A 25,679-nucleotide genomic window follows, 5' to 3' on the forward strand; every position below is an offset into this window, starting at 1 on the left:
AGGCAGGATTAGAGGCTACTTGACGGCGGCGCCGACGACGGAATCCCAGTTCTTGGTGATGGCTTCCTTGCCAGCGGACTGTTCTTCGAGCGTCGGGAAAACGGCCTTTTCATAGGCTGCAGCCGGCGGCAGCTTGTCGAGCAGTTCCTTCGGGATCTTGTTGTTCTTGGCAAGATCGTTGAAGCGGATCGGGTGGCAATAGCCCTTCAGCCAGCCGAGCTGACCTTCGTCGGAATAAAGGTATTCCATCCAGAGCTTGGCAGCGTTCGGGTGCGGAGCGAAGGCGGAGATAGCCTGGACGTAGACACCGGCAACGACGCCCGACTTCGGAACGACGACCTCGAACGGAGGATTGCCCTTGAGGCTTTCTCCCCAGGAGAGGGCGTTGTAATCCCAGGCAACGATGATCGGCGTCGAGCCCTGCGCGAACGGAGCCGCCTTGCCGACGACCGGCACGAAATTGCCGTTCTTGTTCAGTTCGGCGAAGAATTTCAGACCTTCTTCGCCGGCCTTGGCAGCGTCACCGCCGGATGCGGAAAGACCGGCGGCATAGACGCCCTGGACGGCCTGGTTGGCGGTGCGCGGGTCGCCTGCGAGGGCAACGCTATTTGCGTAGTCGCTCTTTTTCAGGTCGGCCCAATCGGCCGGCGATTCCTTGACGAGATCCTTATTCACGAGGAACGAGAGAACGCCGTAGTAGTCGCCGTACCAGTAGCCTTCGGCATCCTTGGCGGTATCCGGGATGGAGTCCCAGGTGGAGACCTTGTAAGGCTGGATCAGGCCGTCTTTCTTGGCAGACGGGCCGAAAGAGAGGCCGACGTCGATGACGTCAGGAGCCTGCGGGCCGGTGTTGCCCTTGTTGGCCTTGATGGCTTCGACTTCGTCGCCCGAACCCGCATCCGGGTTGAGCTCGTTGACCTCGAGGCCATACTTGGCCTTGAAGCCGGCAATGACTTCGCCGTAGCCGCACCAGTCGTGCGGAAGAGCGATCGTCGTCAGAGTGCCTTCCTTCTTGGCGGCGGCGATAAGTTCAGCGCTCGGCTCGGCAGCGGCAATCGCGGTCGAAGCCACGATCATCGCAGTAGAAAGCGACAGTAGTCGAGAAATGTTAGAGATCACTGTTGTTCTCCTTCGGGTTTTCAGTGTCTGGCGATGCTGTTAATGAGCTTACATGAAGCTTGTATGACGATTGGATGACGTTCATTTCACCCTAAATAGCAGGCGGTTGCGGCAATGTTTCATTTGCGACAGCGCGCCGTGGTTCCGTGAAAATCCGCCATTGTTTTTCTTCTGTTTTAATCTTGTCCTCCTAGCCGGGTTTACGGAAAAGCCTGGTCTGCTCGAACAGGCCTTCCAGTGTCTTCATGCGCTCCTTCGTCTCGTCCCAGGTCGAATTCTGAACGGCCTCGATCAGCGCTTCGACGATGAAAAGGGTGACGACGGATGAATCCCAGGCCGACGGCGCCTCGATCCGGACGCGAAAAGCATGCCTGGCGAGCTTGGCGGCGGGCGAGCCCCACTGGTCGGTAAAAACGACGATTTCGGCGCCACGCTTGCGGGCGGCGGTGGCGAGGCTCACCATCTCCTGCTCGTAGCGGCGGATGTCGAAGATGATCAGGATGTCGCCGGCATTCATGTTGAGGACATATTGCGGCCAGCTGCTGGAATTCGACGATAGCAGCGTCGTTGCCGGCCGGATGACCTGCATATGGGTGAAGAAATATTCGGCAAGCGCGCCAGTGATGCGACCACCGACGAAATAAAGGCCGCGCTTACGGTCGGAGAGCAACGCGGCGACGCTGTCGAAAGTCGCGGTGTCGAGATCGGTCAGCGTCTGGCGCAGATTGCCCATGATCGCATCGGCGAAACGGTTGAGAATATGGGTGCCTGGGGCGTTCTGCGCCCAGCGGTCATGTTTGGCGATGGGGTTCGAGATCGTCGCCTCGACTTCCTGATGCAGATGCGCCTGAAAGTCCGGATAGCCCTTGAAGCCGAGCTTCTGCACCATGCGCACGACGGTCGGCGTCGAGACGCCGGCGTTCTCGGCGATCGTGGTGATGCTGCCGAGCCCGGAGACCGGATAATTGTCGAGCAGGCTTTCGGCCAGCTGCTTCTCGGCACGCGTCAACACCCCCAAATGCGAGTGTATGACGTCCGAAACCGTCTTCGACGCAACTGTCACGTACTTATGCTCCCCGGGATGGTCTGGCGCCACTTTCCCACTCAAAGTTAACAACGCTGTCATAATCCATGTCAACCACTGTCATGAAAAGAAATTTTCAGTGGATGCTTGACACAGGTTGAAACCTGAAGAATTCTTTTCTTCATAAGGAATTTTTTAAGGGATAAGGAGTGGCGCCTTTGGTGCTAGCCCGACCGAAAATCCTCAGCGAAGCGGACGGTGACTGCGTCGGGATCGAGCGCATCCACGGCCGGAGTCCGGTGCTTCTCATCTGCGAGCACGCTTCGAATGCGCTTCCAGCCCTTTTCGGCGATCTCGGCCTGCCCAGCGAGGCGCTCTCCAGTCACATTGCCTGGGACCCGGGCGCGCTTGCGGTCGCCCGCAGCATATCGGAAGCGCTTGACGCGACGCTTGTTTACCAGCGGTTCTCGCGGCTTATCTATGACTGCAACCGGCCGCCCAGTTCACCCGGCGCCATGCCGGAAACCAGCGAGATCTACGCCGTTCCCGGCAACAAGGATTTGAGCCCTGAAGAACGGCTTGCGCGCACCGACGCGCTCTACGTGCCTTTCCATGACGCCATTCGCGGACTGATCCGCGATCGCCGGGCGAGGGGACAAGACAGCGTCATCGTGACGATGCACAGCTTCACGCCGGTCTATCATGGCCGCGAACGCGCCGTCGAACTCGGCATATTGCACGATGACGACAGCCGGCTTGCCGACCGGATGCTGGAGGCTGCGGCCGAGGCGCCGCTTTACAGGACGGAACGCAACCAGCCTTACGGGCCTCAGGACGGCGTGACCCACACGCTGATCCTGCACGGGCTTTCGAACGGCTTGCGCAATGTGATGATCGAGGTCCGCAACGACCTCATCGCAGACGATATCGGCCAAGGGGTCATGGCCGACTATCTGAAAGGGCTGCTCCAGCAAAGCCTGGACGCCTGACATAAAAAGAAGACCCGAGGGAGCAGTTTAACTGCGGACGTCCGCACGGCGAAAATGCCGCGGACAATTGGCACTGAACCGGCCGCAATCCCGCGGCCGATCGTGAACAGGGGGAAGTCATGTCGGATTATTCCGAACTGGACAAGAAGCAGGATGTGCACATCCTGCATTCCATGGGTTATGCCCAGGAACTCGAACGACGCATGAGTTCGTTCTCGAACTTCGCCGTATCATTCTCCATTATCTGCATCCTCTCCGGCGGCATCAATTCGCTGGCGCAGGCAACCTCGGGCGCCGGCGGAGCCGCCATCGGCATCGGCTGGCCACTCGGCTGCTTCATCTCGCTCGTCTTCGCCGTCGCCATGGCGCAGATCAGCTCCGCTTATCCGACGGCCGGCGGCCTCTATCACTGGGGCTCCATCCTCGGTAACCGTTTCACCGGCTGGCTGACCGCATGGTTCAACCTGCTCGGTCTCGTCACTGTGCTCGGCGCCATCAACGTCGGCACCTATTATTTCTTCATGGGTTCGTTCGGCACCAGCTATTTCGGGCTGACGGATACGACGATGGTGCGCATCGCCTTCCTCGTTGTCATCACCGGCGCGCAGGCGCTCGTCAATCACATGGGCATCGGACTGACCGCGAAGCTGACGGACTTTTCGGGTTATCTGATCTTTGCAACAGCAATCGCGCTGGCGGCCGTCTGCCTGATCGCAGCGCCCTCCTATGAGATCGGTCGCCTCTTTACCTTCGCCAACTATTCCGGCGAAGTCGGCGGCAATGTCTGGCCCTCCACTTCCGGTGCTTGGGTCTTCCTTCTCGGCCTGCTTCTGCCGATCTACACCATCACCGGCTATGACGCCTCGGCGCATACGTCGGAAGAGACAGTCAAGGCTGCCGAATCGGTCCCGCGCGGCATGGTCGCGTCGGTTCTCTGGTCGGCGCTTTTCGGATACATCATGCTCTGCGCCTTCGTTCTGATGCTGCCGAATATGGATGATGCGGCAAAGCAGGGCTGGAACGTGTTCTTCTGGGCAATGGACAGCCAGGTGAACCCGATCGTCAAGGATATTCTCTATCTTGCCATCTTGGTCAGCCAGTGGCTGTGCGGGCTTGCGACCGTCACCTCGGTCTCGCGCATGATCTTTGCCTTCTCGCGTGACGGCGGTCTGCCGGCATCGAAGGCCTTGTCGAAGGTCAGCCCGCAATACCGCACGCCGGTGGCTGCGATCTGGACCGGCTCGATCCTGTCGGTTCTGTTCGTCTGGGGTTCCTCGCTCGTTTCGATCGGCGACACGCCGGTCTATACGATCGTCGTCTCGTGCACGGTCATCTTCCTGTTCTTCTCCTTCGCGATCCCGATCACGCTCGGCCTGTTCGCCTGGGGCACGTCGAAGTGGGACAAGATGGGGCCATGGAACCTCGGCGAAGGCGTCTTCAAGCTCTTCGCGGTGCTGACTGTGATCGCGATGATCCTGATCTTCATCCTCGGCATCCAGCCGCCGAATGAATGGGCGCTCTACATCACCGTTGGTTTCCTGGTGCTGACCGCGATCGTCTGGTTCGGCTTCGAAAGCCGTCGCTTCAAGGGGCCGCCGATCGGCGCCGAAGTGGCAAAGCGTCAGGCCGAGATCGCGGCCGCCGAAGCAGCCGTCGGCGAAAGCGGCGAAAACTAAGCATCAAGGCTTCCCTCTCAAATGGCGGGGCCGCATCCTGCGGCCCCATCACGGTTCAACGAAAAGGCATCGGGCCGAAAAGTCCGGCCGAGCGCATGCGATTTCGTTGCCCCGATTTTGTCAATCCAATTCAGGCGGATCAATCATGAGCAGCAGCTACACAATCGACGACCTCAGGAAAGATGTTGCCGAAGGGCGCATCGACACGGTTCTGGCCTGCCAGGTGGATATGCAGGGCCGGCTGATGGGCAAGCGTTTCCAGGCGGAATATTTCGTCGAGAGCGCCTGGAAGGAAACGCACAGCTGCAACTATCTGATCGCCACCGACATGGAGATGGAGACCGTCTCCGGCTACAAGGCGACGAGCTGGGAGAAGGGCTACGGCGACTACACGATGAAGCCGGATCTTGCGACGCTGCGTCGAATTCCCTGGCTGGAAGGCACCGCGCTGGTGCTCTGCGATGTGCTTGACCATCATACGCATGAGGAGGTCGCTCACTCGCCGCGCGCGATCCTGAAGAAGCAGGTGAAGCGGCTCGAGGATATGGGCATGAAGGCCTACATGGCCTCCGAGCTCGAATTCTTCCTGTTCGACCAGAGCTATGAGGCGGCGCAGACTTCCGGCTACCGCAACCTCAAGCTCGCCAGCGCCTATAACGAGGACTACCACATCTTCCAGACCACCAAGGAGGAAGAGGTGATGCGGGCGATCCGCACCGGGTTGCAGGGCGCCGGCATCCCGGTCGAGAACTCCAAGGGCGAAGCTTCGGCCGGCCAGGAGGAGATCAACGTGCGCTACGCCGATGCGCTCGCTATGGCCGACCGCCACGCAATCATCAAGAACGGCTGCAAGGAGATCGCCTGGTCGAAGGGCAAGGCCATCACCTTCCTCGCTAAGTGGAATTACAATGCGGCCGGCAGTTCCTCGCATATCCACCAGTCGCTCTGGAGCCTGGAGGAAAAGCCGCTGTTCTTCGACCATACCGGCAAGTACGGCATGTCGCCGCTGATGCACAATTACGTCGCCGGGCTTCTCGCCCATGCGAGCGAGATCACCTATTTCCTGGCGCCCTACATCAACTCCTACAAACGGTTCATGGCCGGCACCTTTGCGCCGACCAAGGCGATCTGGAGCAAGGACAACCGCACCGCCGGCTACCGGCTCTGCGGTGAGGAAACCAAGGGAATTCGTATCGAGTGCCGCGTCGGCGGCTCCGATCTCAATCCCTATCTCGCCTTCGCCGCGCTGCTTGCCGCCGGCATTGACGGGATCGAGAACAAGCTGGAACTCGAAGCCCCCTTTGTCGGCGACGCCTATGGCGGCAAGGGCGTTCGCGAAATCCCGCGCACGCTGCGTGCGGCCACGACCGAAATGACGGAATCGGCAATGCTGCGCAAAGCCTTCGGCGACGACGTGATCGACCATTACACCCGCGCTGCCGAATGGGAGCAGGAAGAATACGACCGCCGTATCACCGACTGGGAAGTGGCGCGCGGTTTCGAAAGAGCTTAATAGGCATTTGCGGGTTGCTTGCCCTTCACCCTAACCCTCCCCTCGTAAAAGCGGGGAGAGGGGACGTGCCAAACGCGGCGTCGATGTTGGGGAAAGCCGGTGCGGCATATCCTCTTCGCCCCGTTTACGGGGAGAAGGTGCCGGCAGGCGGATGAGGGGCTACGGCCTTCGCAAAGATATTGAAGAATACGAGGACAGGATTCGATCATGGCAATGATCCAATGCATTTCACCGGTTGACGGGTCGGTTTATGCCGAACGCGCAGCCCTTTCTTTCGATGCCGCCAGGGACGTGGTGGCGCGCGCGCGCAAGGCGCAGAAGGCCTGGGCGAAACGGCCGCTCGAAGAGCGTGTGCAGCTGGTGCTGAAGGGTGCTGCGCGGCTGAACGAGATGTCCGACGTCGTCGTGCCGGAGCTTGCCTGGCAGATGGGTCGGCCGGTAAAATATGGCGGCGAATACAAGGGCTTCAACGAGCGCTCCAACTATGTCGCTTCGATCGCAGCGGATGCGCTCGCGCCTCTCGTCGTCGAGGAGAGCGAGCGTTTCGAGCGCCGCATCGAGCGCGAGGCGCATGGCGTCGTCTTTGTCGTCGCGCCGTGGAACTATCCCTATATGACAGCGATCAATACGATTGCGCCGGCACTGATGGCCGGCAATACCGTGGTGCTGAAACATGCCTCGCAGACGCTGCTGGTCGGTGAGCGGCTGGTGCAGGCCTTCACCGAGGCCGGCGTTCCCGAAGATGTGTTCCAGAACGTCTTTCTCGACCATGAAACGACATCGTCGCTGATTGCCGCCGGCAGCTTCAATTTCGTCAACTTCACCGGATCGGTCGAAGGCGGGCGGTCGATGGAGCGGGCCGCCGCCGGCACCGTCACCGGCCTTGGCCTCGAACTCGGCGGCAAGGATCCGGGTTATGTCATGGAGGACGCCGATCTCGAGGCAGCCGTCGACACGCTGATGGACGGCGCGACCTACAATTCCGGCCAGTGCTGCTGCGGCATCGAGCGCATCTACGTGCATGAATCGCTCTATGACGCCTTCGTCGAGAAGTCGGTTGCCTGGGTGTCGAACTACAAGCTCGGCAATCCTCTCGATCCCGATACGTCGCTCGGGCCGATGGCACATAAGCGCTTCGCCAAGGTGGTGCGCGAGCAGATCGCTGATGCGGTTTCCAAGGGCGCCAAAGAGCTTGTTGATCCCAAGCTTTTCCCACAGGATGACGGCGGTGCCTATCTTGCACCGCAGATTCTCGTCGACGTCGACCACTCCATGGCCTTCATGCGCGAAGAGACTTTCGGTCCGGCGGTCGGCATCATGAAGGTGAAGAGCGACGAGGAGGCCCTCGCTTTGATGAACGACAGCCAGTATGGGCTGACGGCCTCGCTCTGGACCAAAGATGTCGAGCGGGCAGGGCGGCTCGGCCGCGAGATCGAAACCGGCACCGTTTTCATGAACCGCGCGGATTATCTCGACCCGGCACTTTGCTGGACCGGCGTCAAGGAGACTGGCCGCGGCGGCTCGCTGTCGATCATCGGCTTCCAAAATCTGACGCGTCCGAAATCCTTTCATCTGAAGAAAGTCACAGCATGAGCAGCAACATCACCGCAAATTGGAGCTACCCGACATCGGTCAAGCTCGGCCGGGGCCGCATCACGGAACTGGCCGACGCCTGCAAGAGCCTCGGCATCAAGAAGCCGCTGCTCGTCACCGACCGCGGCCTTGCCTCGATGGCGATCACCAAGACTGCGCTCGATATCCTCGAGGATGCAGGTCTCGGCCGCGCGATCTTTGCCGATGTCGATCCGAACCCGAACGAGAAGAACCTCGAAGCCGGCGTCAGGGCCTTCAAGGACGGCGGCCATGACGGCGTCGTTGCTTTCGGTGGCGGCTCCGGCCTCGATCTCGGCAAGTGCGTCGCCTTCATGGCCGGCCAGACGCGGCCGGTCTGGGACTTCGAGGATATCGGCGACTGGTGGACGCGTGCGAGTCTCGAGGGCATCGCCCCGATCGTTGCCGTACCGACAACGGCAGGCACCGGTTCGGAAGTCGGGCGTGCCAGCGTCATCACCAATTCCGAGACGCATGTGAAGAAGATCATCTTCCATCCGAAGTTCCTGCCTGGCGTCGTCATCTCCGATCCGGAACTGACGGTCGGCATGCCGAAGATCATTACGGCCGGCACCGGTATGGATGCCTTCGCCCATTGCCTCGAGGCCTATTCCTCGCCCTTCTATCACCCCATGTCGGCCGGCATCGCGCTCGAAGGCATGCGGCTCGTCAAGGAATTCCTGCCGCGCGCCTATAGGGAAGGCACCGATCTCGAAGCCCGCGCCAACATGATGGCGGCGGCCGCCATGGGTGCGGTCGCCTTCCAGAAGGGGCTCGGCGCCATTCACGCGCTGTCGCACCCGATCGGCGCCGTCTACAACACCCATCACGGCATGACAAATGCGGTGGTGATGCCGGCGGTGCTGCGCTTCAACCGCAAGGCGATCGAGGAGAAGATCGGCCGCGCCGCCGCCTATCTCGGCATTTCCGGCGGGTTCGACGGGTTCTACGACTATGTGCTGAAGCTCCGCTCCGAACTCGGGGTGCCGGAGACGCTGTCGGCGATGGGAATCGCTGCCGACCGCATCGACGAATTGTCGGCCATGGCGATCGAAGATCCGAGTGCGGGCGGCAACCCGGTTGCCATGACGCTCGAAAATACCAAGGTCCTTTTCAGGGATTGCTTCTGACAATATAAGAGCGGACCTTTTGACTGGCCTGGAAAACCTCGGTTTTCCGGGCTTTTTTCGTTGCCGCGATATCCCAAGTTTTAGGGATGTGAAAAATACCGGCTGCAATTTCGCCGCGCGTGTTTCGAATTTGTTAACCATGATTAGAAAGGATGGATTAACCGCACGATGCTCCGAGGGTGCGTAAAAGAGCGATTCCGGCTCGCACCTCTTTCCTTCCGAGGACCGAACATGCCTGTTATCACATTCGCAAATACCAAGGGAGGCGCCGGCAAGACGACCGCTGTTCTCCTGCTCGCGACCGAGCTTGCCCGCAAAGGCTATCGCGTCACCATTCTCGACGCCGATCCGCAGCACTGGATTTCACGCTGGCACGAGATCTCTGGTCACGTGGCCAATCTTTCGGTGATCGATTTCGTGACAACCGCCTCGTTGCCGCAGCATATCAGCGAGAACAAGCACAATACCGACTATTTCATCGTTGACCTGCCGGGTGCACGCAATCCGCTGCTTGCCACAGCCGTCGGCCTTTCCGACCACGTGCTGATTCCGATCCAGGGCTGTGCAATGGATGCGCGCGGTGGCGCGCAGGTGCTCGAACTGCTGCAGTATCTGGATGAGAAAGCCGGCATCAAGATTGGCCATTCGGTGGTGCTGACCCGCGTCAACTCGATGGTGACGACACGGGCGCTGCAAGTCGTCAAGTCGCTGCTCAGCGAGCGGCATGTGCCGGTGCTGGACACCGCAATTATCGAACGCTCCGCCTTTCGCGACATCTTCGACTGTGGCGGCACGCTGCACACGATCGATCCCGCGCGCGTCAGCAATCTCGACAAGGCCCGTGAAAACGCCACCTGTTTTGCCGAGGAAATGATGCGCAAGCTGCCGGTAAGGCTGGTGGCGTCCGCCCGCATGGCGACGGCAGCCTGAGTTCCCGCATCCTCGAACGAAGTGCGTCCGGTTGGCTCCGCGACGCATTTCGTTTTTCAGGCGCTTGCCGTGCGGCTGCCATCATTGAGAGAATGAGCCAGAAGGTCGGAAAGCCGCCTTTTGACTTCGGCCAATTCGTCCGACATGCGATTGCGTTGTCGCGGCAGGCCTATATCGACCACCTCTAGAATGCGTCCCGGCCAGGGGCGCATCACGACGACGCGATCCGCCAAAAAGGCTGCCTCTTCGATATCGTGCGTGACGAGCAGCATCGTCGTGGCATTCACGCGCCATAGATCGATCAGATGATCCTGGAGTTCGACACGCGTCATCGCATCGAGTGCGGAGAAGGGCTCGTCCAAGAGGAGAACGGCCGGCTTCGTCACGAGTGCTCGCGCCAGGGCCACGCGTTGCGCCTGCCCGCCGGACAGCTCCTTTATCCAGCGCTTCTCGTGGCCGCGAAGGCCAATCTTCTCCAGGGCCGCCGATACCTGCTCATCCCGTTCGCTGCTTGCCAGATGGCGCAGGCCGAAACCGATATTGTCCGCGACTGTCAGCCATGGAAAGAGCCGGGGCTCCTGGAAGACGATATTCACGAGCGAGTCCGGCTCTGTCAGCAGCCGTCCCTCCAAGCTGATTTCGCCCAGTGTAGGGGCTTCGAGGCCCGACAACAGTCTCAGAAGGGTGCTCTTGCCGCAACCCGATCCTCCAATGACCGCGACCAACTCTCCCTTGCCGATACTGAGGGAGAAGTCTTGCAGAGCATGTGTTCCGTTGGGATAGATCTTGGACAGGGAGCGGATGTCAAGCATGTCAGATCCCGCTCGCATGGGTGTCGCGCCAGCGCAGAAACGGCGCGCTCACAATCAGAAGCAGGCTATCGGTCGCCTTGCCGACAACGGCAAAGATCAAAATAGCCGCCAGGATCTGATCCGGCTTTCCGAGTTGCTGACCATCCACCAGAAGATATCCCAGGCCTTCGGATGCGCCCATGAATTCCGCCGCAACGACGAACATCCAACCGAGGCCCAGGCCTGCGCGCAGGGCAAGGATAAAGTCCGGAAGGACCGCCGGCAGCAAGATCAGACGAATGAGCTCGAAGCCAGAAAGCCGAAAGACGCGACCGACCTCTACGATGCGCCTGTCGACGCCGACGACGGCGCCATAGACTCCTAGATAGACCGGGAAGAAGACGCCAACGGCAATCAGGGCGACTTTGGAGGCTTCGAAAATACCGAACCACAGGATGAACAGCGGCACCCAGGCAATGGAGGGAATGGCTCGCAGAGCCTGCAGGGTCGGATCCAGCAGACGTGCGAGCGGTTTGGAGTACCCGGTCAGCGCCCCAAGAGCGGTCCCCGCCAGGGACCCGAAGGCGAAGCCGATCGCCACTCTGCGCAGCGTCGCGCCGACATGCGTTGCCAGATCGCCGGAGGCCGCCAGCGCATAGACCGTATAGAGTATTTTCGAGGGCGGGGGCATCAAACGACCTCCGACTATTCCCGCACGAACGAGGATTTCCCAGGCGGCAAACAACGCAACCGGAAACACGATTCCGACAATCGGGCGATCGAAAGGCGAAACCCGGCGCTGCCGGGTCTCCCTTCCTGTTTCCGTATTGTGCCATGACAGCGCGATGTGCACCAAGGACATGGGAACGTTCTTTCTATCGCTTCACTGGCCGAGAGCGGCCGAGGCGTAGCTGGGATCGACCAGCGACGATGCGGTCTTGACGACATCGACATCCGCCTTGATGACGTCGGCCTTTTGCAAAGCGAGACCCGCTGCTTCGATCGTCTCGCGCTGTGCATCGCCGATCACGGAATAGGTGAGGTTCGTGCGCTCCAGCTGGCGCTGTATCACCGTGTCGGGCAGCTTGGTGGCGGCAACGAGGGCGGCTTTGAGCTTGGTCGGATCTTTCAGAGCTTCAATGCGCGCCTTCTCGTATGAAGCAAGCACGCGTTTGACGAGATCAGGATGCGCGATAGCAAACTCTTCGCGCACGTTAAGCACGCCCCAGCTGTTGTTTTCCGGCTTGCGATAGAACAGCACATCGCCATCTTCAATCTCGGCGGAGGCCATGATCGGATCGAGGCCGGCCCAAGCGTCGACGTCGCCCCGCTTCAGCGCAAGGCGGCCGTCCGCGTGCTGTAGCAGAACAAGCGAAACGTCCTTTTCAGTCAGGCCAGCATCGGCAAGGGCGCGCACCAGGAAAATGTGCGGGTCGGTGCCGCGCGTCACGGCGATGGACTTGCCCTTGAGGTCCTGGACCTTGGCGATGCCGGTATCCTTGCGTGTTACGAGTGCAGTCCATTCCGGACGCGAATACACATAGATGGATTTGATCGGGTTGCCGTTGACGCGGCCGATCAATGCAGCCGCACCCGCCGTCGAGCCAAAGTCGAGGGAGCCGGCATTCAGGAATTCCAGGGCTTTGTTGGAGCCTGCGGACTGGACCCAGGTTATCTTGATCCCATCCTTTTCGAATTCCTTTTCCAGGATGCCTTCATCCTTCAGAATGAGGCTGACCGGGTTGTAGGTCGCCCAGTCCACGCGAATTTCCGAGACATCGGCAGCCTGCGCCGTGCCGACTGCGACCAAACCCGCCAAAACGCTTAAAGCCAATCGAACAAGCGATTTCATACGACCTCCAAAATGTTAGGAAGTGAAATCTACAGATTTAATAGCTTTTGGCGCGCTTTCGGGTTCCAAACTTTGGTGCGGAAGAGCAATTTTGAACTGCCGTCGCGGCCCGCGCTAGATTGTTGTGTCAAAGTGCGGGGCAGCACCGATCCCGCCGCGTATTGGTCGATCCAGTCGCGTGACATTGTTGTCTGTTCGCATTGCGGTCATTCCGCCTGAAGACGCGATGATATGTTCAGTCGACGAATTCGACCGTCACTCCCGGCTTGACCATCTTGGCAAGTTCGGTCGCATCCCAGTTGGTCAGGCGGATGCAGCCGTGGCTCTGGGTGCGGCCGATCTTCGAGGGTTCGGGCGTGCCGTGAATGCCGTAGGTCGGCCTGGAAAGCGCCATCCAGACGGTCCCGACGGGACCGTTCGGGCCGGGCGGGATGTTGAGGATCTTGTCGTTGGCACCCTGCTGGAAATTGATCTTCGGATTGTAGGTATAGCCGGGATTGAAGGCGACACGCTCGACGTTCACCAAGCCTGACGGAGAGGGCGTGTCGGTGGAGCCGATCGATGCCGGGTAGGCGGCGAGGAGATTGCCGGCGCCGTCATAGGCGAAGACCTGCTTGCGGCCCTTGTCGGCGATGATACGGGCAACCTCGCCGCTTTTCGGCTCACCCGGATTGACGACCTTGATGACGGTGCCGGGAACGCTGAAATCGGCGCCGGGGTTCATCTCCTTGAGAAAGGCCTCATCCATGTGGAAGCGTTCGGCCAGCATTTCGGTGGTCGAGGTATAGGCGAGCGACGGCAGCAGCGCCTTGTGCGAATAATCCTCCGGGATCTCCGCGACGAAGGGACCGGCGGCATCGGCCGGCGTGATCGTGTAACTGACGACGGGCAGGCCGCCGTTCATGCGCAGCTCTTCCAGAATGGCATCGGTGTCGTTGGGATCGAGCTTCGATCCGGTCATCTGGTCATAGGCATAGATCCCCTTGGTGACGTTCGAGCCCATATGGCCGTCGATGACACCCGGAGAGATGCCGGCACGATCGAGGAAGACCTGCAGCGCGACGATTTCGGGCTTCGACTTGTTCTTCAGCGTGATGACGGGCTCATCAGGCGCGGTCTTGGGCGCGTCGGCGGGCGGGATCTGCTGATCGGGGTCGATCGAGGCATAATCGTCGCCGGGCTGCGGATTACCGATACTGTTGTCATCGGGATAGGGCTGCTCGCCAAGCGGCCGGCGTTCGATCGCCGCATCGCGCGGAATGCCGCCGGTGACGGCGCCCCGCTCGGAATAACGCGTATCGCCATCGGGATTGTTGTCGGAATAATAGGGGTCGTCGCCGTACTGGTCGTTATAGACCTCGCGCGGGCCGGGCCGCGGCGGATAGTAGCCCCGGGCGCGCATCTCGGTAGCGACGACGTTGCCATAGGCATCGATCAACACGCGATTGCCGCTACGATCCCGGGCGTAGGCATAGCCAGTTGGAACGTAGTCGAGGATTTCGCCGTTTGGCGTCACGAGCACGATATCGCTCTGGCGGCGGTCGCGGAACTGCTGCGCGCCTGCCTCCGGCGCTATAGCCGCAAGGGCAGCCAAGCTGGCTGCGAGGCAAAATGCCGATTTTAAAAAGCGATTCACGTCTCACACCTCGAACAGTGACTGGGCAGACACACACATGCGAATTTTGACGCTAGTGTGGAATTTATGAAACCGTGCTGAACAAAATATGAAAATCACTAAGATTTCCTTTTACTCATAAACGTTTGCGTCCTTGTGGCAGTTCCGCGAATTCCACGGTTGCTGCAAAACCACAAGATAGGAACGGCACCGATTGACGAATGGCGGCGCGAAACCTAACGCTAGCGCATCGTGCTTTCCGAAAATCGGAATCAATTTTCGAAAAGCACATGCGTCGATTCAAAGTGTTAGAGCGTCCTTTGTGCGTCCGAAAGGACGCACGGCGCTCTAAGGGGCCGACAATTCCCCGAGGAGACCGTGATGATCGAATTTGCCGCCGCAAGCGGGCCGCGCCTGATGCTGGACGAAACATCGGTGCTGGATATCGGCGGATGCATTGTCGACGGCGTCGACATCGCGCCGAAACGTGCCATTCCCGACGACGGTGATGCGCGAATCGACCACTCGCTCGAAGGCTTTCTCTTCACCTGCGGGCCGGATCATATCCGCCACCGCCAGCCGATTCCCGGCCGGGACGACGGCAAGGTTTATCCGCTGCACGGATCGGCCTCCGGCCATGCGGCAAAGGTGCTGTGGACGAAGTTCGAGAACGGCAATGCCGAATGCCGCGCCGATATCGACATCACCACCATCGAAGGACTGCCGCAGCGCATCGAGCGGCTGTGGCGGATCGATGGGGCGACCGGCGAGGTGCGGCTCGAGGACCGGGTCGTCAATATGAGCGATCGGACGGTGCCGACCTTCCTGATGTACCACATGAACACTGGCGGCAAATGGCTGGACGAGGGCACGCGGCTCGAGGGCCAGATGCTGGAGAATGGTGGTTTCCCCTGGGCGTTCGGCGAGGAGCCGGGCGGCATCTTCTGCGTCACGGCGCCGGCGACGGAGGAGGGCTTCGCAGAGGTCCGCCTCGGACCGATCGCCGCAATCGGCGGCAGGACGCTGCGTGTGCGCTTCCGCGCCGACACGCTGCCCCATCTGCAGGTCTGGCGGAACCAGAAGGCGCCCGCCCATATCATCGGTATCGAGCCGGTTTCGCATCGCTGGATATCGCGCGACGAGCTTCAGGCCGCTGGTGAGTTCAACATGTTGGCGCCCGGCGAGAGCCGAAGCCATGCGCTGACCTTTACCTTCCTGTGAACGAAGTGTTGTTGACGCTGGCAGACCTCCGTCGTAGACCTTCAGCCCACGATTTTTGAGGAGACAAGACGATGGATATTCGCCAGATCGACGATGAATATTCGGTTTCGGGCCAGATCACGCTGGAGGAGCTCGACGAGATCAAGGCGCTGGGGTTCAAATCGATCGTCTGCCACCGCCCCGATCACGAAAGTCCCGACCAGACGTCGTTCTCCGTCATCGAGGCGCGCGCCAAGGAGCTCGGCCTCGAGATCGCCCATGTGCCGGTTGGACCGATGGGCGTGACCGAGGAAGCCGTGCAGGGCATGGTCGACGCGCTCGATGAATTCCCGCGGCCGATGCTCGGCTATTGCCGCTCCGGCGCGCGCTCGACGGCGATTTACCAGAAGACCCACCATATCCGTAATTGAGCCCGTTCCGGGGGGCCGATTTTCCGGCGTTGAACCTCAGCGCCGCCACCTCCATTCACTCAGGAGACTATAATGAGCATTAAGCGTATCGACGTCGGCTCGCGCATGAGCGGCGCCGTCATTCACGGCAACACGGTCTATCTCGCAGGTCAGGTCGGCGAGGGCGAAAGCGTCACCGATCAGTGCAAGTCCTCGCTTGCCGAAGTCGACCGCCTGCTGGCTGCATCAGGCAGCAGCAAGTCGAAGATCCTGCAGACGATCATCTACCTGTCCGATATCGCCGATTTCGCCGAGATGAACGCCGTCTGGGAAGGCTGGATCGATCCGGCCAATCCGCCGGCCCGCGCCACCAGCGAAGCCAAGCTCGCTGCGCCGAAATACAAGGTCGAGTTCATCATCACGGCTGCGATCTGATTTGAGGACACGGATGCCGACGAGACGCCTGCTGACACTTTGTTTTGCCGGTTGCCTCGCGGCCTCCGTGGCTTCTACGGAAGAACTTCCGTCAATCCCTAGAGGTGAGGGGCTTGGCGTGGCCTCCGTGAGCATGGTCATCGCATTGACTTGCGACATGCACTACAAGCGTCCACAGCTCGTCAGCGACGCGAAAGCTCTTTTCCTGAAGTTTGCTCGAAAAGAACTCAAAGACCCGGAAACCGCAACAGAACGGGCTTTTGGTACTGCTCGCCGTGGTGTCACGCGGCAGTCGACGAGACAATATACCAACGAGAGCTGCGATCAGCTGGGCAGAATGCTGAAGCGCGAGCTCGCTCGCTAAGATTCTGCCGTCTCAAGCGCCGCTTTTCAATCAGGATTTCTCGCGAATCTGCGTCAGGGTCCGCGTCGGCGTGATCGCCTCGGGATCGAGCTTGATTTCGATGATCGCGGGTTTTCCGCTGGCACGTGCCCGCTCGAAGGCGGGGGCGAATTCCGCTGTCGTTTCCACCGTCTCGCCGTGGCCGCCATAGGCGCGGGCAAGGGCTGCGAAGTCGGGATTGGTCAGATCGGTGCTGCTGACGCGGCCGGGATACTCGCGCTCCTGATGCATGCGGATCGTGCCGTAGATGCCGTTGTTGACGACGACTGCGATGATCGGCAGGCCGTAGCGGATGGCGGTGGCGAATTCCTGGCCGTGCATCAGGAAGCAGCCGTCGCCGGCAAAGCAGATGACTTCGCGCTCGGGAAACAGCCGCTTGGCGGCCACCGCCGCCGGCAGGCCGTAACCCATCGAGCCGGAGGTGGGGGCGGCTTGGGTGTTGAAACGGCGAAAACGATGGAAGCGGTGCACCCAGGTGGCGTAGTTGCCCGCACCATTGGTGAAGATCGTCTGCGGTCCGGTATTGGCCTCCAGCCATTCCATGATCGGCCCCATATGGACGGCGCCCGGACCTGTCGATGGCGGCGTCGACCAGGCGAGATAGACCTGGTGCAGGCGTGCGGTGCGCTCGGTCCAGTGCGGTTCGCCCGGCGCTTCCAGATCGGCGAGCGCGGCGACGAAATCGGCCGGTGCCGCGCAGATGGCAAGATCCGGGCGATAGACGCGGCCGAGCTCGGAAGGGTCGGGATAGATGTGCACCAGCGATTGCTGGGGGTAGGGGATATCGATCAGCGTATAGGAGGAGGACGGCATTTCCGACATGCGGCTGCCGAGGAGGATCAGCAGGTCGCTCTCCTTGATCTCCTTCGCCAGAGTGGGATTGATACCGATGCCGACATCGCCGGCATAGCAGGGATGAAGATGATCGAACAACATCTGCCGGCGGAAGGAACAGCCGACAGGCAGCTGGAAACGCTCGGCGAAGCTCTGAAAATCGGCGACGGCATCGGCATCCCAGCGCGTGCCGCCAAGGATTACCATCGGCCGCTCGGCCTTCAGCAAGCGGAGATAGAAATCGTCGATCTGGCGGCGGCCGGGATGGGCCTCGACGTTGGCATAGTGCCTGGCGCGGGGTGCCTCGACCTCATCGCGCAACATGTCCTCCGGCAGCGTCAACACGACAGGGCCAGGTCGGCCGGAGGTTGCGACCGCAAAGGCGCGGGTGACGAATTCGGGAATACGGGCGGCATCGTCGATCTCACCCACCCATTTGGCGAATTCGGTGAAGGCGCGGCGGAACTCGACCTCCTGGAAGGCCTCGCGCTCGCGTGCTTCCCGCTGCACCTGGCCGATGAACAGGATCATCGGGATCGAGTCCTGCCTTGATATATGCAGGCCGGCGGAGGCGTTGGTGGCGCCGGGGCCGCGGGTCACCATGCAAATGCCGGGTTCGCCGGTCAGCCTGCCCCAACAATCCGCCATCATCGCCGCTCCGCCCTCCTGGCGGCAGACAAGGACGTCGATATCGCTGTCGCGCAACGCATCGAGCACGGCGAGGAAGCTCTCGCCGGGCACGCAGGAGAGACGCTTGACGCCATTCGCCTTCAGCGCCTCGACGATCAGTTCTCCGCCCGTCTTCTTCATGACAATGCCTTCTTCATGACGATGCCTTCCTCTCGAGCTCGGCGAGCTCCGCCAGGATTTCGGCCTGATGTTCGCCAAGACGCGGGCTCGGCCTGATGTAACGCAGCGGCGTCTCCGACAGCACCACAGGCGTCCTGACACCGGGGATCACAGTGCCCGCGGCATCTGCAAGGTCGATGCGCAGGCCGCGGGCCTGCACCTGCGGATGGGCGAACATTTCCTCGATCGTATTGATGGCGCCTGATGGAACCGCGTTCTCCTCGCAGGCCTTTAGCAGATCCGCCTTCTGCCATTTCAACGTCTCGGTGGAGACGAGGCGTCGCACTTCGCCGCGATTGCCGACGCGGGCCTTGTTGGTGGCGAAACGCTCGTCGCCGGCGATGGCCTCCAGGCCAAGGATGGTGCAGAGGCGACGGAACTGCCCATCGTTTCCAACTGCGAGAATGAGGTAGCCGTCCGCCGTCGGCACGACCTCATAGGGCGAGATATTGGGATGGGCGTTGCCGAGGCGGGTCGGCGCCTCGCCGGAAATCAGATAGTTCATGTTCTGATTGGCAAGCACGGCCGATTGCACATCGAGCAGGGCCATGTCGACCAACTGGCCTTCGCCTGATTTGAGGGCGTGAATCAGGGCGGCTTCGATCGCCGAGACGGCATAGATGCCGGTGAAGATATCGGCAATGGCGACGCCTGCCTTCATCGGCTGGCCGCCTGGTTCACCGGTGATCGACATGAAGCCGGACATGCCCTGGACGATGTAATCGTAGCCGGGGAGGCTGGCATAAGGGCCGTTCTGGCCGAAGCCGGTGATCGAGCAATAGACGAGCTTCGGGTTCACCTTGCGCAGGCTGTCATAATCGAGCCCGTATTTGACGAGGCCGCCGAGCTTGAAATTCTCGATGACCACGTCGGCGGTGGAGACGAGGCGGCGGACGAAATCCTGGCCTTCGGCGCTCTTCAGATCGGCAGTGACGGAGCGCTTGCCGCGATTGGCGGCGTGGTAATAGGCGGCCGAGAGGTTCTCGCCATCGGCACTTTCGACGAAGGGCGGCCCCCATTGGCGCGTGTCGTCGCCGCCGTCGGGATTTTCGACCTTGATGACGTCGGCACCGAGATCGGCGAGCATCTGTCCTGCCCAGGGGCCGGCGAGCACGCGGGCAAGCTCGATCACCCGGATACCGGCAAGCGGCGGCTTTTTCGTCACGGTCTCCGTCATGTTCCTCCGGGCTCTCATTCTCATTTAAGGCGCCAGCGTCACCTCAGATGTATCGGATACAGGCTTTGAAGCAAAGCGGCGCTCGCGCCAGAGGATGTAGAAGCCTGATGCCACGATGATGGCAATGCCGAGCCATTTGACCGCATCCGGAAAGTCGCCGAAGACCAGCCAGGCGAAGATTGTCGCCGAGACGATCTCGAAATATTGCAGCGGCGCCAGCGTCGAGGCCGGTGCTGCGCGATAGGCGTAGACGCCGAGGATGCCGGTGATTGCGGCCATGGCGCCGACGCCGGCGACATAGAACCAGGCGCGGCCTTCCGGCATGACCGGATCGAAGAGGTCCGAGCCGGTTCCCTGACCGAGGAAAAGCAGGAGGACACAGAAGAGCAGGCCCCAGATGCTCATCTGGAACTGCATCGACCAGGGGTCTTCCCTGCGCGAGAGGGCGCGGGTCATCAGCACGAAGATGGCGATGCACAGCGCGCTGACGACAGGCAGAAGCGCGATGTAGCCGACCTCTTCGAAACTCGGCTGGATGATCAGCATCGCCCCGAAGAAGCCGACGCCGCAGGCGGTATACCGCCGCCAGCCAATCGTCTCCTTCAGGAAGATGCCACCGAGGATCGTCACCATGATCGGCTCGACGAAGAAGATCGCGATCGCGTCTGCGACCGCCATATATTTCAGCGTCGTGACGAAGGAGATCATCGAGACGGTGATGATCGCGCCGCGGATGGCATGGAACAGGCTCTGTCGCCAGGAAAAATCGGCGAAGCTGCGCCGCCATATCACCAGTGGCAGCATGCAGAGCGCCTGGACGATGAAACGGCCGGCGGTGATCTCCCCGGATGGCACGGTCGTGATCGCAAGCTTGGCAAAAATATCGATGAGCGGCGAGACCATCACCGAGAGTACCATCAGCACAAGCCCCATCGTCACGTCGGAGGCGGACGAAACGGGGCGGGCGGAGGAGCTGCTCATGATGAAATCCCTGTACTCAGGATATTGGTCGCTCAGGATCTTGCGACGGCCCTGTCGCACCACTCGGCGAAGGCTGCGATCGCCGCATCCGCGCCGATCTCATTCAGTGTTTCGTGCCGCATGTCCTGATATATCTCACTGCTGATACGGGAGAAGCCTTGGTCTTTCAAATGGTTTGACAGCCAGAGTACCGCTTTTCCACGCTCTGTCGCCGGGTCCACTCCACCGCCGACCAGATGGATCGGCATATCCCGCGGCAGCCGGTCGAGATGGATTTTCTGCGGCGCGCGGAAGGTCAACTCGAAGAGATCGAGCCAGAGAGAGACTGAGGCGTCGAAGCCGCAGAGTGGATCGGCGACATACTTGTCAACTTCATCAGGACGACGCGACAGCCAATCGAACTCGGTGCGGCGGCCGGCAATGGATTTGCCCCAGGTGCCGAAGGTGAGCTTCGGCAGCAGGCCGCTCGGCACGTCAGAGCCCTTCAGCATGCGCTCGGCAAGCAGGATCGCCTGGGCGGCGCGGCCGGCAAGGCCAACGGCGAAATTCGAATTCCAGACGGCGACAGCATCGAAGTCGGCCGGAGCCGTGACGGCTGCATTGAGGGCGATGAGGCCGCCCATCGAATGGCCGAAGAGGATCACCGGCAGGCCGGGATGGCAGGAGGCCGCATGGCCGCGCATGGCGATGACGTCGCCAATCACCCTTTCGACCCCACCGCGCCGGGCAAAGCGGCCGATCGGCGCATCGGCTGCCGTCGTCTCGCCGTGGCCGCGATGATCGTGGGCATAGACAGGATAGCCGCGCACCGCCATCGCCTCGGCAAAGGAGCGGTATCGTTTCGAATGTTCGGCCAAGCCATGCGATATCAACAGGATCCCGCGTGCGGGGGTGATGGCCTCGGCATGGTGATAGGCCAGCGACGCCCCTGGCACGGCGAGCCTTTGCGTTTCAGAAAACATGTGGGTCCTCCCGGCGGCAACAGACCAGATCGCCGGGTAATTGCAACATCGGCGTTTGGTTATCCGATAACAAATTGCAGCCTTGTTGCGATTCAGGGTTGCGGCCTTTTGAATTTGATGCTTATTTGTTCCTGTATTGTTCTTTTTGGGGGTTGAAATGAGCAGCATGCAATTGCGTACCTTGTCGTTCGCTGTGTCGATGGTTATTGCCGGCGCCGCCGTGGCGCAGGAGGCCGGCGGGCGCACCCGCTTCATTCTGGCGGCGAGCTGGCAGCCGGCTTTTTGCCAGACAAACCAGAAGAAGGCCGAATGCGCCAGCCAGACCGGCGAGCGCCCTGACGCGACGAACTTCTCGTTGCACGGGCTCTGGCCGATGCGGCAGGATTATTGTGGTGTGAGCGCCGATCAGAAGACCGCCGACAAGGACGGCGACTGGAACAAGCTACCGGAGGTCACGCTTGCAGCGGAGACGAAGACGGCGCTTGCCAAGGCGATGCCCGGCACGCAATCCGGCCTGGAACGGCATGAATGGGTGAAGCACGGCACCTGCACGAAGATGAGTGCCGACGACTATTTCGGCGTCGGTGTGCATCTCGTGGGTGCACTCAACGCGTCGGCTGTGCGTGATCTCTTCGCTGCCAATATCGGCAAGCCGGTCAAGGCCGAAGCGATCAAGGCGGCTTTCGACAAGAGCTTTGGACCGGGTGCCGGCGATCGTGTCAAGATGAGCTGCCGGCGGGCCGGCAATGTCAGGATGATCAGCGAGCTGACGATCGGGCTTTCGGAAGCTGCCGGAGCGGCATCGGCGAAAAGTGCCGAGCTTGCCGATCTGATCCAAGGTGCTGGAAAAACGTCGTTCGGCTGCGACGAGGGCGTCGTCGACGCTGCGGGCTTTTGACCGGAAATCCTGAGTAAACCGGGTTTCGGCGTTGCCCGGAGGCGCTGTTTCGCCTACATAGCGGCACAATCAAAGTTTCCCGCCCGGAGCAGCGCAGCATGGCACGTCAGTTCATTTATCATATGTCCGGCCTCAACAAGGCCTATGGCAACAAGAAGATCCTGGAGAATATCCACCTTTCGTTCTACCCGGATGCCAAGATCGGTATCCTCGGTCCGAACGGCGCGGGTAAATCCACCGTACTGCGCATCATCGCGGGCCAGGACAAGGAGTATACCGGCGAAGCCTGGCTCGCCGAGGGTGCGACGGTTGGCTATCTGGAGCAGGAGCCACATCTCGATCCCAACAAGACGGTGTTCGAGAACGTCATGGAAGGCGTTGCCTCGAAGACCGCTGTCCTCGATCGTTACAACGAATTGATGATGAACTATTCCGATGAGACGGCGGAAGAGGGCGCCAAGCTTCAGGACGTCATCGACAGCCAGAACCTCTGGGATCTGGAAAGCCAGGTCGAAATGGCGATGGAAGCGCTGCGTTGCCCGCCGCGCGACGCCGAAGTCACCAGCCTTTCCGGTGGTGAGCGTCGCCGTGTCGCGCTCTGCCGTCTGCTGCTTTCGCAGCCGGATCTGCTGCTGCTCGACGAACCGACCAACCACCTGGACGCCGAAACCATCGCCTGGCTCGAAAAGCATCTACGCGACTATCCGGGCGCCGTGATGATGATCACCCACGATCGCTACTTCCTGGACAATGTCACCGGATGGATCCTCGAACTCGACCGCGGCCGTGGCATTCCTTACGAAGGCAACTACTCGGCCTACCTGCAGGCGAAAGCCAAGCGCATGCTGCAGGAAAGCCGCGAAGACGCATCGCGCCAGAAGGCGATCAGCCGCGAACAGGAATGGATCGCTTCCAGCCCGAAGGCCCGTCAGGCCAAGTCCAAGGCGCGTATCAAGTCCTACGAGCAGCTGGTGGATGCCGCCGAGAAGCAGCGTCCCGGCGACGCGCAGATCATCATCCCGGTCAGCGAGCGCCTCGGCCAGGTGGTCATCGAGATGGAAGGCATCACCAAGGGCTTCGAGGGCCGCACGCTGATCAACGACCTGTCGATCAAGCTGCCGCCGGGCGGCATCGTCGGCATCATCGGCCCGAACGGCGCCGGCAAGACAACACTGTTCAAGATGATCACTGGCCAGGAAAAGCCGGATGGCGGTTCGATCCGTATCGGCGAGACCGTGCATCTCGGTTATGTCGACCAGAGCCGTGACGCGCTTGCGGCTGACAAGACGGTCTGGGAAGAAATCTCCGGCGGCGCCGAAATCATCAAGCTCGGCAAGTTCGACATGAACTCCCGTGCCTATTGCGGCGCCTTCAACTTCAAGGGCGGCGACCAGCAGCAGAAGGTCGGCAATCTCTCCGGTGGTCAGCGCAACCGCGTTCACCTTGCCAAGATGCTGAAGGCCGGCGGCAACGTTCTGCTGCTCGACGAACCGACCAACGACCTCGATACGGAAACGCTGGGTGCGCTGGAAAACGCGCTGGAGAATTTCGCCGGCTGCGCCATCATCATCAGCCACGATCGCATGTTCCTCGACCGTCTGGCGACGCATATCCTCGCCTTCGAAGGCGACGGCCATGTCGAATGGTTCGAAGGTAACTTCGAGGATTATGAACAGGACAAGGTGCGCCGCCTTGGCCCCGACGCCCTTAACCCGGGCAGCCAGGCCCACAAGCGCCTGACGCGCTGATTTATTCCATCTGTTTTCGCTTGCGAGAGCCCCGGTTCGGCCGGGGCTTTTTCATGTCTGGCTCTGTCGCAATCTGAGCAGGCAATTTCGTGGAGAGAGCTAATTCTCGCTTGCCACCGCTTTTCAAATCACATAAAGATATCTTTATATCTTGATTGGATCGAAGATGAGCGAACCCTTGAAGCTTGGACTGGATGCGCTGGTGGACGTCTTGAAGGCGGCCGGCGAGCCCACGCGCCTGCGTCTTCTGGCGCTTCTTGACAGCGGCGACCTGACGGTGACCGATCTTACCGAAATTCTCGGCCAATCCCAGCCCCGCATCTCCCGTCACCTGAAGCTGCTCGGCGAGGCCGAACTGATCGAACGCTACCAGGAGGGCGCCTGGGCCTATTTCCGCCTCAAGCAGGACGGCAAGGCCGCCATGCTGGTGCGGGCGCTGCTGAAGCATGTTTCCGAGAACGATCCGACCATCCTTCGCGACGGCGAGCGGCTCTCGCAGGTCAAGCGTCAGCGCGCCGAGCGGGCGCAGGCCTATTTCAGCCGCAACGCGGCCGAGTGGGACGAGCTTCGCCGCCTGCATGCGGCCGACGAAGAGGTCGACGCCGCTGTCATCCGGCTGCTCGGCAGCCAGCCGATCGACTCGCTGCTCGATCTCGGCACCGGCACCGGCCGCATCCTCGAACTCTTGTCCGGGCTCTACCGCCGCGCGACCGGCGTCGATGCCAGCCGCGACATGCTGAGCGTGGCGCGTGCGAATCTCGACAAGTCCCGCATCACCAAGGCCACCGTGCGCCATGCCGATATCCTGAACCTGCCGTTCGAGGGACAGGATTTCGATCTGGTGACGATCCATCAGGTGCTGCATTTCTTCGATCAGCCGGAAATTGCGATCGCGGAAGCGGCGCGCATGCTCCGGCCGGGTGGCCGGCTCGTGGTCATCGACCTTGCGCCGCACACGCTCGAATATCTCCGCGACGAGCATGCGCATGTCCGTCTCGGCTTTTCGCACCAGGCAATGTCCGACTGGCTGCGCAAGGCCGGGCTCGACGTCGAGCAGGTCGTCGATCTTCATCCGGGTCAGCAAAGCGAGCAGGGGTTGACGGTTACCGTCTGGCTCGCGCGCGATCCGAGGCGCCTCATGGCTTCGCAGGCGAGCGAAGGTGCCGAACCTACATTTGCCGGGAGGGTATGACATGGTTTTGAAAAACGAAGCGCGCGGCCGCAACATCAGGGTCTCCTTCGAATTCTTCCCGCCTAAATCGGAGGAGATGGAAGGGCAGCTCTGGCATGCCGTCAGTCAGCTGCAGGACTGGGACCCGGATTTCGTCTCGGTGACCTATGGCGCCGGCGGCACCACCAAAGCGCCGACGCTGACCACCGTCACGCGGTTCCTGTCGCAGACGCCGCTTGCCACCGCCTCGCATCTCACCTGTGTCGGTGCGACCAAGGAAGAGACGCATCAGGTGGTCGACACGTTCCGCAAAGCCGGCGTAACGCATTTCGTGGCGCTGCGCGGCGATGCGCCCGGCGGC

Annotated in this window: 24 protein-coding genes; 14 read left to right on the plus strand and 10 right to left on the minus strand. The window is 61.0% G+C overall.

Annotation, left to right across the window (positions count from 1 at the left end):
- Positions 1–15: 15 nt before the first annotated feature.
- Complete coding sequence (locus MOV76_RS22815) at positions 16–1,119, minus strand: ABC transporter substrate-binding protein (protein ID WP_018242904.1); 1,104 nt, start codon at positions 1,117–1,119, stop codon at positions 16–18.
- Positions 1,120–1,309: 190 nt separating this feature from the next.
- A complete protein-coding gene (locus MOV76_RS22820; RefSeq protein WP_105006800.1) occupies positions 1,310–2,182 on the minus strand; it encodes a MurR/RpiR family transcriptional regulator in 873 nt (290 codons plus the stop codon).
- Positions 2,183–2,361: 179 nt separating this feature from the next.
- On the opposite strand from MOV76_RS22820, the gene MOV76_RS22825 reads away from it, so the two are divergent.
- The 6 genes from MOV76_RS22825 (at position 2,362) to MOV76_RS22850 (ending at position 9,992) form a co-directional block, all read left to right on the plus strand.
- Positions 2,362–3,132, plus strand: a complete 771-nt coding sequence (locus MOV76_RS22825) for an N-formylglutamate amidohydrolase (protein WP_247265340.1) — start codon at positions 2,362–2,364, stop codon at positions 3,130–3,132.
- A gap of 119 nt (positions 3,133–3,251) precedes the next feature.
- A complete protein-coding gene (locus tag MOV76_RS22830) occupies positions 3,252–4,808 on the plus strand; it encodes an amino acid permease (RefSeq protein WP_028732865.1) in 1,557 nt (518 codons plus the stop codon).
- A gap of 145 nt (positions 4,809–4,953) precedes the next feature.
- The gene (locus MOV76_RS22835) at positions 4,954–6,321 is read left to right on the plus strand and encodes a glutamine synthetase family protein (protein ID WP_018446579.1); all 1,368 of its coding nucleotides are present in this window, start codon (positions 4,954–4,956) and stop codon (positions 6,319–6,321) included.
- A gap of 207 nt (positions 6,322–6,528) precedes the next feature.
- On the plus strand, positions 6,529–7,914 hold the full coding sequence (locus tag MOV76_RS22840; RefSeq protein ID WP_247265341.1) for an aldehyde dehydrogenase family protein: 1,386 nt from the start codon (positions 6,529–6,531) through the stop codon (positions 7,912–7,914).
- A complete protein-coding gene (locus MOV76_RS22845; RefSeq protein ID WP_018242898.1) occupies positions 7,911–9,062 on the plus strand; it encodes an iron-containing alcohol dehydrogenase in 1,152 nt (383 codons plus the stop codon). The genes MOV76_RS22840 and MOV76_RS22845 overlap by 4 nt, the downstream gene beginning before the upstream one ends.
- A 231-nt stretch (positions 9,063–9,293) precedes the next feature.
- Positions 9,294–9,992: a ParA family protein gene (locus MOV76_RS22850; RefSeq protein WP_018242897.1), complete on the plus strand. Its 699-nt coding sequence runs from the start codon at positions 9,294–9,296 to the stop codon at positions 9,990–9,992.
- A 56-nt stretch (positions 9,993–10,048) separates the two neighbouring features.
- On the opposite strand, the gene MOV76_RS22855 is transcribed toward MOV76_RS22850, so the two are convergent.
- From MOV76_RS22855 to MOV76_RS22870, 4 genes are all read right to left on the minus strand, one after another.
- Entirely contained in the window at positions 10,049–10,804 is a 756-nt protein-coding gene (locus MOV76_RS22855; protein WP_018446577.1) for an ABC transporter ATP-binding protein, read from the minus strand.
- 1 nt (position 10,805) lies between these two features.
- On the minus strand, positions 10,806–11,645 hold the full coding sequence (locus MOV76_RS22860) for an ABC transporter permease (RefSeq protein WP_028732860.1): 840 nt from the start codon (positions 11,643–11,645) through the stop codon (positions 10,806–10,808).
- 21 nt (positions 11,646–11,666) lie between these two features.
- A complete protein-coding gene (locus MOV76_RS22865) occupies positions 11,667–12,635 on the minus strand; it encodes an aliphatic sulfonate ABC transporter substrate-binding protein (RefSeq protein WP_247265342.1) in 969 nt (322 codons plus the stop codon).
- A 235-nt stretch (positions 12,636–12,870) separates the two neighbouring features.
- Entirely contained in the window at positions 12,871–14,271 is a 1,401-nt protein-coding gene (locus MOV76_RS22870; protein ID WP_028732858.1) for a L,D-transpeptidase, read from the minus strand.
- 360 nt (positions 14,272–14,631) lie between these two features.
- Between MOV76_RS22870 and MOV76_RS22875 the strand changes: the two genes are divergently transcribed.
- The 4 genes from MOV76_RS22875 to MOV76_RS22890 all read left to right on the plus strand — a co-directional run bounded on the left by MOV76_RS22875 (position 14,632) and on the right by MOV76_RS22890 (position 16,659).
- The gene (locus MOV76_RS22875) at positions 14,632–15,471 is read left to right on the plus strand and encodes an aldose 1-epimerase family protein (RefSeq protein ID WP_247265343.1); all 840 of its coding nucleotides are present in this window, start codon (positions 14,632–14,634) and stop codon (positions 15,469–15,471) included.
- Positions 15,472–15,542: 71 nt separating this feature from the next.
- Positions 15,543–15,881 carry a TIGR01244 family sulfur transferase gene (locus MOV76_RS22880; protein WP_018074112.1) on the plus strand — a complete coding sequence of 113 codons (339 nt, stop codon included), beginning with the start codon at positions 15,543–15,545 and terminating at the stop codon, positions 15,879–15,881.
- Positions 15,882–15,953: 72 nt separating this feature from the next.
- Positions 15,954–16,295 carry a RidA family protein gene (locus tag MOV76_RS22885; RefSeq protein ID WP_047623419.1) on the plus strand — a complete coding sequence of 114 codons (342 nt, stop codon included), beginning with the start codon at positions 15,954–15,956 and terminating at the stop codon, positions 16,293–16,295.
- Between the two features lie 127 nt (positions 16,296–16,422).
- The gene (locus tag MOV76_RS22890; RefSeq protein ID WP_130723523.1) at positions 16,423–16,659 is read left to right on the plus strand and encodes a hypothetical protein; all 237 of its coding nucleotides are present in this window, start codon (positions 16,423–16,425) and stop codon (positions 16,657–16,659) included.
- Positions 16,660–16,689: 30 nt separating this feature from the next.
- Here the strand turns inward: MOV76_RS22890 and MOV76_RS22895 are convergent, their stop codons facing one another.
- The 4 genes from MOV76_RS22895 to MOV76_RS22910 are packed head-to-tail and all read right to left on the minus strand — an operon-like array spanning position 16,690 to position 21,501.
- The gene (locus MOV76_RS22895; RefSeq protein WP_247265344.1) at positions 16,690–18,342 is read right to left on the minus strand and encodes a thiamine pyrophosphate-binding protein; all 1,653 of its coding nucleotides are present in this window, start codon (positions 18,340–18,342) and stop codon (positions 16,690–16,692) included.
- A gap of 13 nt (positions 18,343–18,355) precedes the next feature.
- Complete coding sequence (locus MOV76_RS22900) at positions 18,356–19,558, minus strand: CaiB/BaiF CoA-transferase family protein (RefSeq protein WP_247265345.1); 1,203 nt, start codon at positions 19,556–19,558, stop codon at positions 18,356–18,358.
- Between the two features lie 24 nt (positions 19,559–19,582).
- On the minus strand, positions 19,583–20,539 hold the full coding sequence (locus tag MOV76_RS22905; RefSeq protein WP_047623487.1) for a DMT family transporter: 957 nt from the start codon (positions 20,537–20,539) through the stop codon (positions 19,583–19,585).
- A gap of 32 nt (positions 20,540–20,571) precedes the next feature.
- Positions 20,572–21,501, minus strand: coding sequence for an alpha/beta fold hydrolase (locus MOV76_RS22910; RefSeq protein ID WP_247265346.1), 930 nt, complete (start codon positions 21,499–21,501; stop codon positions 20,572–20,574).
- A 157-nt stretch (positions 21,502–21,658) separates the two neighbouring features.
- Here MOV76_RS22910 and MOV76_RS22915 point away from each other — a divergent pair, with 157 nt between their 5' ends.
- The 4 genes from MOV76_RS22915 to MOV76_RS22930 all read left to right on the plus strand — a co-directional run.
- Positions 21,659–22,399 (plus strand): ribonuclease T2 family protein, encoded by a 741-nt coding sequence (locus tag MOV76_RS22915; protein WP_018242887.1) that lies wholly within the window; start codon positions 21,659–21,661, stop codon positions 22,397–22,399.
- A 98-nt stretch (positions 22,400–22,497) separates the two neighbouring features.
- Positions 22,498–24,147 (plus strand): energy-dependent translational throttle protein EttA, encoded by a 1,650-nt coding sequence (gene ettA / locus MOV76_RS22920; protein ID WP_018242886.1) that lies wholly within the window; start codon positions 22,498–22,500, stop codon positions 24,145–24,147.
- Positions 24,148–24,313: 166 nt separating this feature from the next.
- A complete protein-coding gene (locus MOV76_RS22925; protein ID WP_247265347.1) occupies positions 24,314–25,339 on the plus strand; it encodes a metalloregulator ArsR/SmtB family transcription factor in 1,026 nt (341 codons plus the stop codon).
- 1 nt (position 25,340) lies between these two features.
- Positions 25,341–25,679 (plus strand): methylenetetrahydrofolate reductase (locus tag MOV76_RS22930; RefSeq protein WP_247265348.1); only part of this gene is annotated, 339 nt, incomplete at its 3' end.

The sequence above is a fragment of the Rhizobium sp. PRIMUS64 genome, assembly GCF_023006465.1.
In the GTDB taxonomy this organism is placed as follows: domain Bacteria; phylum Pseudomonadota; class Alphaproteobacteria; order Rhizobiales; family Rhizobiaceae; genus Rhizobium; species Rhizobium leguminosarum.

Coding starts and splice junctions, on each gene's coding strand:
- MOV76_RS22840 (WP_247265341.1), top strand. CDS start 6,529: ATGGCAATGATCCAATGCATTTCACCGGTTGACGGGTCGGTTTATGCC.
- MOV76_RS22835 (WP_018446579.1), top strand. CDS start 4,954: ATGAGCAGCAGCTACACAATCGACGACCTCAGGAAAGATGTTGCCGAA.
- MOV76_RS22885 (WP_047623419.1), top strand. CDS start 15,954: ATGAGCATTAAGCGTATCGACGTCGGCTCGCGCATGAGCGGCGCCGTC.
- MOV76_RS22880 (WP_018074112.1), top strand. CDS start 15,543: ATGGATATTCGCCAGATCGACGATGAATATTCGGTTTCGGGCCAGATC.
- MOV76_RS22865 (WP_247265342.1), bottom strand. CDS start 12,635: ATGAAATCGCTTGTTCGATTGGCTTTAAGCGTTTTGGCGGGTTTGGTC.
- MOV76_RS22925 (WP_247265347.1), top strand. CDS start 24,314: ATGAGCGAACCCTTGAAGCTTGGACTGGATGCGCTGGTGGACGTCTTG.
- ettA (WP_018242886.1), top strand. CDS start 22,498: ATGGCACGTCAGTTCATTTATCATATGTCCGGCCTCAACAAGGCCTAT.
- MOV76_RS22895 (WP_247265344.1), bottom strand. CDS start 18,342: ATGAAGAAGACGGGCGGAGAACTGATCGTCGAGGCGCTGAAGGCGAAT.
- MOV76_RS22875 (WP_247265343.1), top strand. CDS start 14,632: ATGATCGAATTTGCCGCCGCAAGCGGGCCGCGCCTGATGCTGGACGAA.
- MOV76_RS22910 (WP_247265346.1), bottom strand. CDS start 21,501: ATGTTTTCTGAAACGCAAAGGCTCGCCGTGCCAGGGGCGTCGCTGGCC.
- MOV76_RS22860 (WP_028732860.1), bottom strand. CDS start 11,645: ATGTCCTTGGTGCACATCGCGCTGTCATGGCACAATACGGAAACAGGA.
- MOV76_RS22905 (WP_047623487.1), bottom strand. CDS start 20,539: ATGAGCAGCTCCTCCGCCCGCCCCGTTTCGTCCGCCTCCGACGTGACG.
- MOV76_RS22900 (WP_247265345.1), bottom strand. CDS start 19,558: ATGACGGAGACCGTGACGAAAAAGCCGCCGCTTGCCGGTATCCGGGTG.
- MOV76_RS22845 (WP_018242898.1), top strand. CDS start 7,911: ATGAGCAGCAACATCACCGCAAATTGGAGCTACCCGACATCGGTCAAG.
- MOV76_RS22830 (WP_028732865.1), top strand. CDS start 3,252: ATGTCGGATTATTCCGAACTGGACAAGAAGCAGGATGTGCACATCCTG.
- MOV76_RS22915 (WP_018242887.1), top strand. CDS start 21,659: ATGAGCAGCATGCAATTGCGTACCTTGTCGTTCGCTGTGTCGATGGTT.
- MOV76_RS22850 (WP_018242897.1), top strand. CDS start 9,294: ATGCCTGTTATCACATTCGCAAATACCAAGGGAGGCGCCGGCAAGACG.
- MOV76_RS22855 (WP_018446577.1), bottom strand. CDS start 10,804: ATGCTTGACATCCGCTCCCTGTCCAAGATCTATCCCAACGGAACACAT.